Origin of the sequence: Mesorhizobium sp. Root102, assembly GCF_001425625.1 — a bacterium.
Lineage (GTDB): Bacteria > Pseudomonadota > Alphaproteobacteria > Rhizobiales > Rhizobiaceae > Mesorhizobium.
The window spans coordinates 74,820-87,365 of record NZ_LMCP01000045.1 but is presented as its reverse complement, the minus strand read 5'-3'; the positions used below and the strand labels follow the sequence as shown (position 1 = coordinate 87,365).

Sequence of the window (12,546 nt, the reverse complement as noted above, 5' to 3'; positions counted from 1 at the left end):
ATTATCGATGTGGGGGTTACATCGATTGAAAGTCTCTGATGAGCGGATGCCTGCCGCCCGGAAACATGAGGACCGACGGGTCTGCGTCGAAGATCTCAGATTTTGATGAAGCCGCGATGCGCGCCTGGCTCAAGTTCTGATCCTTCCAGCTCCTCCCATCAGACCAATCCTGCTATTCACCTCCACCCGCCTGGTCCTGGCGGGATTCTGTAGATTTTTACTGCGCGGCCTCGCCGGCCGTGGCGTGACCGAAGATCGACGGCAGGCCACGCGCCACGCCGGTGTCGACGGTAACGGTGGCGCTCATGCCGGTGCGCAATGCCATCTTGGCGTCTGCATCGGTCAGTTCGAGACGCACCGGGATGCGCTGCGTGACCTTGACCCAGTTGCCGGTGGCATTCTGGGCCGGCAGCAGCGAGAACTCCGCTCCCGTACCGGCGCCGATCGCCTTGACCGTCGCCTCGAAGGTGCGCCCCGGATAGGTGTCGACCACGATATCGGCCTTCTGCCCGGGCTTCATGTGGGTGAGCTGCGTTTCCTTGAAATTGGCGGCGATCCAGGTGTCGCCGGTCTCGACCAGCGAGAACAGCGGCGTGCCGGAACCGACATACTGACCGACCTTGAACGACGAGGCCTGGCTGACGACGCCGTCAGCCGGCGCCTTGACCGTGGTCTGCGCCAGGTCGTAGGCCGCCTTGTCGCGTGCGGCGAGCGCGGCCATCACGGTCGGGTGCTTATCGGTCTCGATGTCGGGATTGCCGCCAAGGGCTGCCTTGGCGCTGATGATGCCTTGCTCGGCAACGGCGAGCTGCTGCTTGGCCTTGTCGAGATCGTTCTTGGCTTCGTCCAGCGACGACTTGGCGTTGATGCCCTTCTGGGCAAGGTCGGCGGCGCGGTCGAACTGCGACTGCGCGAAGGCGACCTGACTGGCATCGGACTTTTGCTGAGCCATCGACTGGCCATATGCCGCGCGCAACTGCTCAACATTGAGGCGCGCGCCCGCAACCGCCGCATCGGCCTGCGCCAAAGCGATCCGGTAGGGCTCGGGGTCGATGGAAAACAGCACATCACCCTGCTTGACCAGCTGGTTGTCGGCGATGTCAACCTGGACGATACGGCCGGCCGTGTCGGAAGCAATCGACACCTTGGCCTGCTGCAGATTGGCGTTTTCCGTCTCCTGGTAGCGGCCGCCGGTGACCCAGACGTAACCGCCGCCGACGGCCAGTGCCGCGGGCAGCGCGATCATCAGCAGAAGACGGCCCAGACGCTTTTTCTTCACAGGCACCGGGGCTGGCTGCATCGGAGGAGCAACCGCCGCTGGGGCTGGGGTTGGGGCCGCAGCCGGTTTGACCGGCGCTTCCATCTCCAGTTCGGTCACTTTCTCGTCTATCTTGGCTACCGCGTTCATGCTGCTGCGCCCTCTGTGTTCTTTACTTTTTCAATGGACGGCATCTCGTCGTCGGTCAGGTTGCGAACCATCGCCTCAAGCCCCTCGATGAGGACGCGACGGGCCTCCGGCTTCACGCCGACAAGCGATTCCTCGTAGACTTCCCCGGCAAGGCTTTTGATCACCGCGTAGGCATCGCTCGCCTTGGGCGTCAGGAAGATCATGCGGACGCGGCGATCGTTGGCGTCGGGACGACGCTCTATCCAGCCGCCCTCCTCCATGCGATCGACCAGGCGCGAAACGCTGATCGGCTCGATTTCGAGAAGTTCGGCCAGCCGCGCCTGCGCGACACCGTCTTCCTTGGCAACGCGAACCAGAAGCCGCCATTGCGCCGAAGAAAGTCCCAAACCACTGGCCCTCGCCTCGAAACGCTTGCGCATCAGGCGCTGCACGTCGTGGATCAAGAAGCCCAATCTGTCGATGCCATCGGAAACCATGAGCGGGATATATAATAAGCGTGCTTACTATTCAAGATGCCGTATTTCGCCAGAAGCCGGCAAATGTGGATGACAGCCATGCCGGGCAAATCATGGTTAGCAATTTGCGACCGCCGGGTGGCCAGTCGGTTGGATCGCGCCCGCCCCCTTTGGAGACGCTGGTCGCGTCTGAGATATTGATGTACAGCCGCTGGTCAGGATCGGGGGATCATGAAAATGCCGACGCTTTACGCTCTCAAGCCGGCTTTCCAAGGACGACTGCGGCCGCTGGTCAATCGGCTGGCGGCAATCGGGGTGACCGCAAACAGCATAACCATCCTGGCGGCGCTGATGTCGGTCGCGGCCGGGACGGTGATCGCGATCCTGCATGAATGGCGCTGGCTGCTGCTGCTGATCCCCGCGGTAATGTTCGTGCGCATGGCGCTGAACGCCGTGGATGGCATGCTGGCGCGGGAACACGGGCAGGCCTCGACGCTCGGCATGTATCTGAACGAGTTGTGCGACGTCGTTTCGGATCTCGCGCTGATTCTCCCTTTTGCCGTCTTTCCGCAGTTTGCCCCATGGGGCGTCGTGGCCTTCGCGATATCGGCCGTGCTGACCGAGTTCGCCGGAGTGCTGGGCATCGCTGCCAAGGTCGGGCGAAATTACGCTGGGCCGTTCGGCAAGAGCGACAGGGCGCTGGCGCTCGGCGTGGTCGCCGTGCTGTGCGCGACCGGGCTCTGGCCGGCATCCATCGCGCCAATTGTGTTTCCGGCCATGGCAACGCTTTCGCTGCTGACCGCCATAAACCGGATACGCGCCGGTCTTATTGGCAGCGCCAGCTGAGCATCGAGGCTCGCCATGCCGCCAGAGGGAAAGACCATGATGCACGAACCGATCGCCGCCGCGGCCACGGAACGCCTTGAGCGGCAAGCGCAGGAGCGGGTCTTCCGCAGCCATGACGGGACGGAGATCTTCTATCGCTTCTGGCCTGCAGCGTCCGCCGATGCCAAGGGCGCGGTGGTGCTCTTCCATCGCGGCCATGAGCATGGCGGCCGCATGGCCCATCTCGTCGATGAATTGCAGATGCTCGACCACGCCTTCTATGCTTGGGATGCCCGCGGCAATGGCCGTTCGTCCGGCGAGCGCGGCTATGCCCCATCCTTCTCGGCCCTGGTGCGCGACATCGACTGCTTCATGCGCGAGATTGCCGCCAGGGATGGCTTCGCCACGCAGGATATCGCCCTGATCGCTCAATCCTTCGGCGCCGTGCTCGCCGCCGCCTGGGTGCACGACTATGCGCCGAGGCTGCGTGCCATGGTGCTGGCCTCCCCGGCCTTCTCGGTAAAACTCTACGTGCCCTTCGCCAAGGAAGGCATCGCGTTCTGGCAGAAGATCAAGGGCCGCTTCTTCGTCAATTCCTACGTCAAGGCGAAGTTCCTGACCCATGATCCCGTGCGCATCGCCTCCTTCGAGAGCGATCCGCTGATCACGCGGCCGATCGCCTCCAACATCCTGGTCGAGCTCTACCAGCATGCCGCGCGGATCGTCGCTGACGCCCGCGCCATCACCGTGCCAACGCAGCTTCTGCTCTCGGGCAGCGACTGGGTGGTGCGCCACGGCCCGCAGCACGAATTCTTCGTCAATCTCGGCAGCCGCGCCAAGGAACGCCATGTGCTGCAAGGTTTCTTCCACGACACGCTGGGCGAGCGCGACCGGGCGCAGGCCCTCGACCTGATCCGGCCATTCCTGGCCAGGCAGTTCGCTGCACCAGATGCGCCGGTCGACCTGAAGCAGGCGGACATCGCCGGCTACACGCGCGACGAGGCCGACAGGCTTGCCTCGCCGCTCGCTCTCATGGCGCCCAAAGGCCTCTATTGGGCATTCAGCCGCGCCTTCATTCGCATGGGCGCCTGGGTCTCCCAGGGTATGAAGGTCGGCGTCACCACCGGCTTCGATTCCGGCTCGACGCTGAATTATGTCTATGAGAACGACGCGCGGGGTCTTACACCCCTTGGCCGCGTCGTCGACCGTGTCTTCCTGGAAGCCATCGGCTGGCGCGGCATCCGCCAGCGCAAGCTGCATCTCGAAGAGCTGATCGGCTCTTGCCTGACGACACTGAAGGCAGCCGGCCGGCCGGCGCACATTCTCGACATCGCCGCCGGCCACGGCCGCTATGTTCTCGATGCCATCGTGAAGAGCCCCGACCAGCCGGCGAGCGTGCGCCTGCAGGATTATTCCGACCTCAACGTCCAGCTTGGCCGCAAGCTGATCGCCGAGCGTCAATTGCCAGCCAGCGTCTCCTTCCATCGTGCGGACGCCTTCGACGCCGACATGCTCGCCAATGCCGATCCGGCGCCCGACCTCGCCATCGTTTCCGGCCTCTACGAACTGTTCTCCGACAACGCGATGATCGCCCGCTCGCTCGGTGGATTGGCCAGCGCCATGCAGCCGGGCAGCCTCCTGCTCTACACCAACCAGCCATGGCATCCGCAGCTCGAAATGATCGCCCGCAGCCTGACCTCGCATCGCGGCGGCGAAGCCTGGGTGATGCGCCGGCGTACGCAAGGCGAGATCGACCAGCTCGTCGAAGCCGCCGGTTTCGAGAAGCTTGACCAGCGCATCGACCAATGGGGCATCTTCACCGTCTCGGTCGCGCGGCGCCGCTGAACAGCATGGTCTCATCGCTTGCATCGGCCGCGCGCACTGAGCCTTATGGACGGGTGGTCGTCAGGGCAGCCCTCTGGCTGGCCTTCCTGGCGCCAATCTTCTACCTCAGCTACGGCTTCGCCAACTGGCTGGCGTCGCGGCGCGACGACGTCGGCAGCATCGTGTTCTCCTGGGAACACAGCATCCCGTTCATCGCCTGGACCATCGTGCCTTACTGGTCGATCAACCTGTTCTACGGCCTGTCGCTGCTGCTCAACGACACGAGGCAAGGGGTCGACCGTCTGGCCGGACGGTATCTTACCGCGCAGATCGTCGCCGTTGTCTGCTTCATCCTGTTCCCGCTGACCGCGACGTTTGTGCGGCCCGCAACGACCGGCCTGCCGGGCTTCCTGTTTGCCATGCTCGGCGGTTTCGACAAGCCGTTCAACCAGGCCCCCTCGCTACACATCGCCCTTTTGGTGATCATCTGGGATCATTGGCGCCACCGGCTCGGCGGGTCCCTCCTGCCGCTCTGGCATGGCTGGTGCTTGCTGATCGGTGCCTCGGTGCTGACCACCTGGCAGCATCACTTCATCGACATCCCGACCGGCGCGCTGCTCGGCCTTTTTGCGGTGTGGCTGTTTCCGCGCAGCGGCGCGTTGCCGTTTTCAGGCTTCCGGCTGGCCAGCGATGCGAAGGCGCGGCGGCTGGCGCAGCTCTATGCGCTGGGCGCTGCCCTTGCGCTGGCGGGTACCGCGCTCGGCGCCTTCTTTTCAGCCGTCGCGCTCTTTCTGCTTTGGCCGGCGCTGGCGCTGGCGATCGTCGCCTTCGCCTATGCCGGGGCAGGCTCAAAGGTGTTCCAGAAATCCGGTGATGGCAGCATCACGCTGGCAAGCCGCATCCTGCTCTTGCCTTACCGCCTTGGCGCCAGGACAAACATATGGGCGTGGACGCGCAATCTTGCTCCTCAGGTGACAATTGCCGACGGCGTCTTTCTCGGGCGCTTTCCCACGGCACGCGAGGCCAACAGCTTCGGCACGATCATCGACCTCGCCGCCGAACTTGAAAAGCCGACGCGAGCCGATTGCCGCTGGATCAGCTTTCCGATGATCGACCTTATGTCGCCGCCGGCGGCGATACGGCAGCAGGCAGCCGGCGCGCTGGAGAGTGCGCGCCGCGACGGCACCGTGCTGGTGTGCTGCGCACTCGGCTTCCAGCGCAGCGCCGGCGTCGTCGCCGAATGGCTGGTGGCGACCGGCAGGGCCAGGACGCCGACGCTTGCCCGTGAGATGCTCATGGCCGCTGGCCGTCCGGTTCATCTTGCCATGGAGCGGGCGGCGTCATGACCGGAAATGCCTACCAGGACCGCACCGATCGCTTCGCCCGCATGCTGATGCAGCAGGCCGCATGGCCTGCTGCACTCGTGGTGGTCGCAAACATCCTTGGCCCCCTGGCTGCTTCGGCGCGCGGCGCCTTCGAGAGCTTGCCCGCGGCCGTCGCCCTTTCGATCACCGCCGCGAGCGCTGTCGCCGTGCTGGCGCTGTCGGCGCTTCTGGCGTTCGACGCACTGTTGTTCCGGTTGATGGCCAGCTACGACGACGAGGCATCCGGTGGTGCGGCGGTGGATGACATGCTGGCACGGATGCGCCTGAAGCCCGCCCCGTCCACGACACGCCTGCTCGAAGACCGCATGGCCGGCACAAGCCGCTTGCTGTTCAAGCAGCGCGCCGCCCTGGCCCTGTTTGCCGCAGCACTTCTTGCGGCAGGGTTTTGGGCGCCGCGATGAACAAGCTTTCGCTCAAAACCTTCACCTTGCTGCAGACGATAACCTCCGTCGGCCTTTCGGCGCTGGCCTGGACGGTGACCGGGGTGCGTCCGATCTGGAACGGCAGCCTGCCGTCCGACCGCCAGCGCATCTATTTCGCCAATCACACCAGCCATGGCGACTTCATCCTGCTGTCGGCCTGCCTCAGCGAAAAGGAGCGTGCGATCACCCACGCCGTTGCCGCCGGCGAATATTGGGGAAAGTCGCGGCTGCGCCGCTTTATCGCGCAGGACATGCTGTCGTCCGTGCTTATCAACCGGCAATGGACGAAGCCTGAGGAGAACCCGATCGAGATAATGCTGTCGGTTCTCGACCAGGGCCACTCGCTGATCCTGTTTCCCGAAGGCACCCGCAACATGACCGAGGAGCCGCTGCTGGCGTTCCGCTCCGGGCTCTACAATCTGTCGATGGCGCGGCCACAGGTCGAGCTGATCCCGTGCTGGATCGAGAACATGTCGCGGGTGCTGCCCAAGGGCCAGTTCCTGCCGGTCCCGCTGCTGTGCCGTGTGGTTTTCGGCGCGCCGGTCGCGGTTGGCCCGGGCGAAGAACGCCGCGCCTTTCCCGAGCGCGCCCACGCCACGCTTCTAGCGCTCAACCCGCGTCCCGAGCGAGACGATTGATGCGCCACGAGATTTCCATTCTGATCATCGGCCTGCTGGCGGTTTTGACCACCGCCAGCATCGTCGCCACCATCCTTTCGGCGCGGGCGCCGAAGCCGCTGAGCTCGACGCTGGTCAATCTCACCCAGCGCATCAACGCCTGGTGGGTGATGGTGGCGCTGATGACGGTCGCCTTCTTCTTCGGCCGCTACGGCATGACCATCCTGTTCGCGCTGATCTCCTTCGCCGCGCTGCGCGAATTCGTGACGCTGACGCATACGCGCCGCAGCGACCATTGGGTGCTGCTTGGCATGTTCGGCATCATCATACCGTTTCAATACTGGTTGGTGTGGACCGCCTGGTACGGGCTCTTCGTCATCTTCATTCCGGTCTACTGCTTCCTGCTGATGCCGGCCATCACGGCGCTGCATGGCGACACCGAACGCTTCCTCGAGCGGATCGCCGCGCAGCAATGGGCGGTGATGATCTCGGTCTATTGCGTCAGCCATGTTCCGGCGCTGCTGACCCTCAATGTGCCAGGCTTCGAAGGCCGCACCCTGTTGCTGATCGCCTTCCTGATTATCGTCGTGCAAGGCAGCGACGTCCTGCAATACATCTTCGGCAAGCTGTTTGGAAAACACCGGTTTTCGCCGAACGTCTCGCCGTCGAAAACCTGGGAAGGCCTGATCGGCGGACTGGTGTCGGCGAGCCTGCTCGGCGCGCTGTTGTCGTTCGTGACACCCTTTTCACCGCTGCAGGCAGCGGCCGTGGCCTTCGTCGCCTGCTCGATGGGATTTCTCGGCGGGCTGGTCGCCTCGGCCATCAAGCGCGACCAGGGTGTCAAGGACTGGGGCCATCTGATCGAAGGCCATGGCGGCATGATGGACCGCACCGACAGCCTGGTCTTCGCTGCCCCGGTCTTCTTTCACATCGTGCGCTATTTCTGGACGGTCTGAGAGCTCCGAACTAGCGAAGTGTTGCCCACCGCGATCACAGCCGGTTGCGGATGAGCATGGTGACGACGAAGAACGCGCCAACCGAGCTGGTGATGATGCCGATCGGCAGTTCCTGCGGCGGCAGCAGCGTTCGGGCCAGAAGATCGCTTGCCAGCAGAAGCACCGCGCCGAAGACGGCACAACTGGCAACCAGGCGCAGATGCAAGGGACCCGCCAGCGGCCGCGACAGATGCGGGATCATCAGTCCGACGAAGCCGATGACGCCGGCGACAGAGACAAGGATCGCCGTCGAGAAGGCGGCGACGATAAACGTCATCCTGCGCATCCGCGCCACCGGCACACCAAGGCTTTCGGCGGCGTTTTCGCCGGCCAGGAAAGCATCGAGCCGGCGGTGGTTCCATAGCGCGTAAGCCAGGATGGTGCCCGCCCCCAGCGCGCCCAACCAGATATTGTCCCAGCGCGCCAGGCCAAGGCCGCCCATCGTCCAGAACAGCACGGAGTGGGCGGCGCGCTGGTCGCCGGCAAAGACCAGATAGTTGGTCAAGGCGGTGAACATGAACGACACGGCAAGGCCGGCAAGGATCAGCCGCTCCGGGCCTTGCCCCCTCACCCGCGCGACCAGCAGCAGGACGACACCGGCAGCCAGTATGCCGCCGGTGAAGGCCGCGACCGGCAACGTCCAGATGCCGAAACTGTCGCCGAAGACGGTGATGACGGAAACGGCACCCGCGGCGGCTCCCGACGACAGGCCGAACAGGAACGGGTCGGCAAGGTCGTTGCGGGTCACCGTCTGCAGCAGCGCACCGACGACGCCCAGCCCGGCGCCGACGCAGATGGCCAGGATCGTGCGCGGCAGCCGCAGGTCGACGACGATCTTGCCAACCGGCCCGGACACGTCGTGCCCTTCCAGCCCAATTGCACGGCCAAGCGCGGCAACGACATCGGTCAACGGGATCAGCGTCGAGCCATAGGCGATCGACAGCAGAGCGAGAGCGGTGATCACCGCCGCTCCCACCAGCATGGCCAGTGCGAATGTCCTGTGCCGCAAGGTTAGAACGCTTCCGGATGCATGGCCTTGGCGATCTTGTCGATCGCTTCGATGTTGGCCGGTCCGGGCGTCAGTTCGGCATAGCGAAGGGCGACGAAGCGCTCGTTCTTGACCGCGTCCGTCTCCTTCATGGCCGGATGCGCCTTCAGGAAATCGAGCAGCTTCTTGTAGCCGCCACCATCCTGGTAATCGAGCAGGATGAGGAATTGTGGATTGCGCGACGCCACCGTTTCCCAGTCCGTGTTGCCCCAGTTGGTGTCCATGTCGGCCATGATGTTGTCGCCGCCGGCGGCTGATATCATGGCGCTGGGGATGGCGAACTTGCCTGCGGTAAACGGCTTGTCCTCGCCGGAATCATAGAGGAACACCCGCGTTCCCTTACGGTCGCCGACCTTGGCGGTGATGTCGGCGAGTTGCGTCTTCCAGCCCGAAACGAGCTTTTCGGCCTCGGCCTCCTTGCCGAAGATCTTGCCCAGCTTTTCGACATCGCCATAGAGCAGGTCCATCGAGGCGGCGGGGCGGTTCTTGTCGAGATGGACGCAGCTTTCCGTCAGCGCCAGCGTCTTGATGCCGTGCGGGGCAAGCGTGTCGGGTGTCACCTCGCCGCCCGGCTTCATGCCGTAATACCAGCCGGCGAAGAAGAAATCGGGCTCGACCGCGACGAGGTTTTCGAGCGTCGGGTATTTCGGCGCCAATTCCGGGATCGAGCCCTGCTCGGCCTTGAATTCGGGACCGATCTTGTACCATCCGGTGATGCCGGTCAGGCCGACGATCGATGGCTGCAGTTTCAGCGCGAAGGCCATCTCGGCCATGTTGAGATCATGGATGACGGCGCGCTTCGGCGGTGCGTCAAACGTCAGCGGCTTGCCGCAACTGTCGACCGTGACCGGGAAGGCGAAGGCCGTGGGGGTCAGCAGCGAGAAGGCAAGCGAAAAGGCTAGGCGTTTCAAGAATTTGCTCCTTTGTGGATGGGATTGGGTCGAATACGGAACGGCTTCAATCAGGATGGCGGCGAGCCACGGTTTGGAACTTCGAACACCGTCAGTTCGCGGTCTTCGGTCGGATGGCGCAGACGCAGAACATCAATGCCGAAAATCTCGCGGATCAATTGTTGGGTCAGCGCTTCGCGCGGCGCGGCCAGCGCTTGCAGACGGGCCTGGTTCATCACCGCCACCCTGGTGGCGAACGGCGCGACCAGGGCCAGATCGTGCAGCACCGCGATCACGGTCATGCTGAAGCCGGCCACGAGTTCGAGCAGTTCGCCGCGGGCGCGCGGGTCGAGATGGTTGGTCGGCTCGTCGAGTAACAGGATCTTTGGCTGCTGGGCGATGGCGCGCGCCAGTTGGGCGCGCTGGCGCTCGCCGCCCGACAATGAGCCTATGGTGCGCCCAAGCAGCGGCAGCAGGCCGGTCCGGCGCAGCGCATCGACGACAATGTCGCGTTCCTGGCTCCTGCGCCGCAGCCCGGCGTGCGGGACGCGGCCAAGCTCGACATAGTCGATCACCGCCAGCCGTGGATCGGGCTGGTCGGTCTGGCCGACCACGGCGATGTGCAGTGCCCGCTCGGCAGCGGAAATCCTGTCCAGCCGACGCCCGGCTAGCTTCACCTCGCCGGAGCTTGGCCGTAACATGCCCGACAGCATGCGCAGCAGCGTCGTCTTGCCGGCGCCGTTGGGGCCAATGATGGCGAGGCGGTCGCCAGCGGCCACCGACAGGCTGACCGCCTGGACCAGATCCCGCCCATTCGCCATGGCGCAGAGGTCACGTGCTTCGAGAAGCGCTACAGTCATCGGCTGCTGCCCGCCGGATTGCCCGAACCGGGGATGCGGGCAAGCGTCTTGCCGGCCAATCCCGCCGGGCGCTGACCGGAACTGCACGAGCCGTCGGCCAGCGAGGCGTAGAGTTTGGCGAATCGCACGAGGTCGCCGACATCGGCTCGCGCGTCGATGGAGCCGAAGAGATAGGCAGCCTTGCCTTGCGCCTGGAAGGCGACCGTCAGCGGCCGCGAGCAGCCCGCCATGCAGGCCACGCCTTCGACCGCGAAGCCGCTCGCCACGGCTGGTTCATGTTGGGCCGAAAGTCGGGAGCGCAAATCGGTACAAAGGTCGTTCCCGGACCTGACGCCGGTCACATGGTCACGGCAAAGCGTGCACACGATGATGCGATGGATGGGATCGATGGAGCCGTCCAACTTTCCGTCACTTTCCAAAACTGGCGACGGAAGGAAGCTGGCGAACCGGCCGACAAGACCGAGATTCGCGTTTCCTCCCGGCACACCCCGTCCGGTCAACTCATCCTGATGGCAGGTCTCCTGGCTCGCGGGTCGTTGCGCCATCCTGCCTTCCCAGCCTTGCCGGCCAGTGGCATTCGCGGATTTTGCTCGCCGCTTACAGTTGCGGGGGCAGCCACGGCCTCGACCCCTGGGGATCTCACCGTGTTCCCTTTTCACCCCTCGCCTTTCGACTCGGGGACCATCACGAAATCACAGTAGATTTCCCCCAAACGCATCGCAACGCATTTCTGCGGGTTGAGTTTGCTAAGCCGGCAATGGGTATGATCGATGGCTGGACGGAAACAAGCAACACCTTTGATTGTTATGTAATAACATATTACTATGAATATGACCCGACTCTGTCAACCCCTTTCCACGCAAAGGCGATGGCCTATCGTTTCGGTTTTGCGCGGAGCGCAATTTCGATCAAACTGACCTCATCGGGAAACATCACCATGATCCTGCCACGTGTGAATCGAGCCATTTGAAAAGGAGCCCCATGAACCCGACCGAGAAAGCGCTGTGGTTCGTCGAGAGCCATCTGCCGGAGGCGATCTCGCTCGACGATGTCGCGCAAAGCAGCGGCGTGTCGCGTTTTCATGTGACGCGGGCTTTCGGGGCTGCAACCGGTCGCTCGGTCATGGGCTACATGCGCTCGCGCCGCTTGACCGAGGCGGCGCGCAAGCTGGCCGGCGGAGCGCCCGATATCCTCAGCGTCGCGCTCGATGCCGGCTACAACTCGCATGAGGCGTTCACCCGTGCCTTCCGCGATCAGTTCGGCACCACGCCGGAACTGGTGCGCGCGCAAGGCACACTCGACAAGCTCGACCTCGTGGAGCCGATCCTGATGGACCAGTCCTTTCTTGCCAACCTCGAACCGCCGCGTTTCGAGCCTAGCCGGCCGTTCCTCATCGCCGGCCTCGGCGAACGCTACAGTTGCGAAACCAGCGCAGCCATTCCGATGCAATGGCAGCGCTTCGGCCCCTATATCGGCAACATTCCGGGCGAGACAGGCGACGTTGCCTATGGCGTCTGCGTCAACGGCGACGATGCCGGCAATTTCGACTACATTGCCGGCGTCGAAGTGTCGGACTTTTCCGACCTGCCCAAGGAATTCAGCCGGGTGCGCGTGCCGGCACAGAAATATGCGGTCTTCGCCCACCGCGAACACATCTCGACCATCCGCCGGACGGTAAACACCATCTGGAACAAATGGCTGCCGGCCTCGGGCCATGAGATTTCAGATGCGCCGGAATTCGAACGCTACGGTCCCGAATTCGACCCGCGCAGCGGCAATGGCGGGCTGGAAATCTGGATACCGGTGAAGGGGTAGAC

At 64.0% G+C, this 12,546-nt stretch carries 13 protein-coding genes and 1 riboswitch; of the genes, 7 read left to right on the top strand and 6 right to left on the bottom strand.

Going from position 1 to position 12,546, the window contains the following annotated elements:
• Positions 1–217: 217 nt before the first annotated feature.
• A complete protein-coding gene (locus tag ASD12_RS26745) occupies positions 218–1,408 on the bottom strand; it encodes an HlyD family secretion protein (protein WP_056593704.1) in 1,191 nt (396 codons plus the stop codon).
• A complete protein-coding gene (locus ASD12_RS26740) occupies positions 1,405–1,884 on the bottom strand; it encodes a MarR family transcriptional regulator (RefSeq protein WP_056593701.1) in 480 nt (159 codons plus the stop codon). The genes ASD12_RS26745 and ASD12_RS26740 overlap by 4 nt, the downstream gene beginning before the upstream one ends.
• Before the next feature lie 216 nt (positions 1,885–2,100).
• Between ASD12_RS26740 and ASD12_RS26735 the strand changes: the two genes are divergently transcribed.
• Genes ASD12_RS26735 through ASD12_RS26710 form a run of 6 tightly spaced genes read left to right on the top strand, consistent with a single transcriptional unit; the run spans position 2,101 to position 7,892 of the window.
• The gene (locus tag ASD12_RS26735; protein WP_056594508.1) at positions 2,101–2,709 is read left to right on the top strand and encodes a CDP-alcohol phosphatidyltransferase family protein; all 609 of its coding nucleotides are present in this window, start codon (positions 2,101–2,103) and stop codon (positions 2,707–2,709) included.
• A 36-nt stretch (positions 2,710–2,745) separates the two neighbouring features.
• Positions 2,746–4,533 (top strand): bifunctional alpha/beta hydrolase/class I SAM-dependent methyltransferase, encoded by a 1,788-nt coding sequence (locus ASD12_RS26730; RefSeq protein ID WP_200953724.1) that lies wholly within the window; start codon positions 2,746–2,748, stop codon positions 4,531–4,533.
• 5 nt (positions 4,534–4,538) lie between these two features.
• The gene (locus tag ASD12_RS26725; RefSeq protein WP_056594499.1) at positions 4,539–5,858 is read left to right on the top strand and encodes a phosphatase PAP2/dual specificity phosphatase family protein; all 1,320 of its coding nucleotides are present in this window, start codon (positions 4,539–4,541) and stop codon (positions 5,856–5,858) included.
• Positions 5,855–6,298 carry a hypothetical protein gene (locus ASD12_RS26720; RefSeq protein WP_056593699.1) on the top strand — a complete coding sequence of 148 codons (444 nt, stop codon included), beginning with the start codon at positions 5,855–5,857 and terminating at the stop codon, positions 6,296–6,298. The genes ASD12_RS26725 and ASD12_RS26720 overlap by 4 nt, the downstream gene beginning before the upstream one ends.
• The gene (locus ASD12_RS26715; RefSeq protein ID WP_056594495.1) at positions 6,295–6,957 is read left to right on the top strand and encodes a lysophospholipid acyltransferase family protein; all 663 of its coding nucleotides are present in this window, start codon (positions 6,295–6,297) and stop codon (positions 6,955–6,957) included. Before ASD12_RS26720 ends, ASD12_RS26715 begins: the two co-directional genes overlap by 4 nt.
• Positions 6,957–7,892, top strand: a complete 936-nt coding sequence (locus ASD12_RS26710) for a phosphatidate cytidylyltransferase (RefSeq protein WP_056593695.1) — start codon at positions 6,957–6,959, stop codon at positions 7,890–7,892. The genes ASD12_RS26715 and ASD12_RS26710 overlap by 1 nt, the downstream gene beginning before the upstream one ends.
• Positions 7,893–7,926: 34 nt before the next feature.
• Here the strand turns inward: ASD12_RS26710 and ASD12_RS26705 are convergent, their stop codons facing one another.
• Genes ASD12_RS26705 through ASD12_RS26690 form a run of 4 tightly spaced genes read right to left on the bottom strand, consistent with a single transcriptional unit; the run spans position 7,927 to position 11,094 of the window.
• Complete coding sequence (locus ASD12_RS26705) at positions 7,927–8,913, bottom strand: iron ABC transporter permease (RefSeq protein WP_082525726.1); 987 nt, start codon at positions 8,911–8,913, stop codon at positions 7,927–7,929.
• 29 nt (positions 8,914–8,942) lie between these two features.
• Complete coding sequence (locus ASD12_RS26700; protein WP_056593689.1) at positions 8,943–9,890, bottom strand: ABC transporter substrate-binding protein; 948 nt, start codon at positions 9,888–9,890, stop codon at positions 8,943–8,945.
• A 50-nt stretch (positions 9,891–9,940) separates the two neighbouring features.
• Positions 9,941–10,729, bottom strand: a complete 789-nt coding sequence (locus ASD12_RS26695) for an ABC transporter ATP-binding protein (RefSeq protein ID WP_056593686.1) — start codon at positions 10,727–10,729, stop codon at positions 9,941–9,943.
• Positions 10,726–11,094 (bottom strand): DUF1636 family protein, encoded by a 369-nt coding sequence (locus ASD12_RS26690; RefSeq protein ID WP_348271738.1) that lies wholly within the window; start codon positions 11,092–11,094, stop codon positions 10,726–10,728. Before ASD12_RS26690 ends, ASD12_RS26695 begins: the two co-directional genes overlap by 4 nt.
• 128 nt (positions 11,095–11,222) lie before the next feature.
• Positions 11,223–11,430, bottom strand: a riboswitch (cobalamin riboswitch).
• 280 nt (positions 11,431–11,710) lie between these two features.
• Here ASD12_RS26690 and ASD12_RS26680 point away from each other — a divergent pair.
• A complete protein-coding gene (locus ASD12_RS26680; protein WP_056593677.1) occupies positions 11,711–12,544 on the top strand; it encodes an AraC family transcriptional regulator in 834 nt (277 codons plus the stop codon).
• The last annotated feature ends 2 nt before the right edge of the window (positions 12,545–12,546 follow it).

Bases quoted from the DNA above. Each gene is read 5' to 3' on its own strand.
- ASD12_RS26695 (WP_056593686.1), bottom strand. From the start codon at position 10,729: ATGACTGTAGCGCTTCTCGAAGCACGTGACCTCTGCGCCATGGCGAAT.
- ASD12_RS26735 (WP_056594508.1), top strand. From the start codon at position 2,101: ATGCCGACGCTTTACGCTCTCAAGCCGGCTTTCCAAGGACGACTGCGG.
- ASD12_RS26705 (WP_082525726.1), bottom strand. From the start codon at position 8,913: ATGCTGGTGGGAGCGGCGGTGATCACCGCTCTCGCTCTGCTGTCGATC.
- ASD12_RS26745 (WP_056593704.1), bottom strand. From the start codon at position 1,408: ATGAACGCGGTAGCCAAGATAGACGAGAAAGTGACCGAACTGGAGATG.
- ASD12_RS26740 (WP_056593701.1), bottom strand. From the start codon at position 1,884: ATGGTTTCCGATGGCATCGACAGATTGGGCTTCTTGATCCACGACGTG.
- ASD12_RS26680 (WP_056593677.1), top strand. From the start codon at position 11,711: ATGAACCCGACCGAGAAAGCGCTGTGGTTCGTCGAGAGCCATCTGCCG.
- ASD12_RS26715 (WP_056594495.1), top strand. From the start codon at position 6,295: ATGAACAAGCTTTCGCTCAAAACCTTCACCTTGCTGCAGACGATAACC.
- ASD12_RS26725 (WP_056594499.1), top strand. From the start codon at position 4,539: ATGGTCTCATCGCTTGCATCGGCCGCGCGCACTGAGCCTTATGGACGG.
- ASD12_RS26730 (WP_200953724.1), top strand. From the start codon at position 2,746: ATGATGCACGAACCGATCGCCGCCGCGGCCACGGAACGCCTTGAGCGG.
- ASD12_RS26710 (WP_056593695.1), top strand. From the start codon at position 6,957: ATGCGCCACGAGATTTCCATTCTGATCATCGGCCTGCTGGCGGTTTTG.
- ASD12_RS26720 (WP_056593699.1), top strand. From the start codon at position 5,855: ATGACCGGAAATGCCTACCAGGACCGCACCGATCGCTTCGCCCGCATG.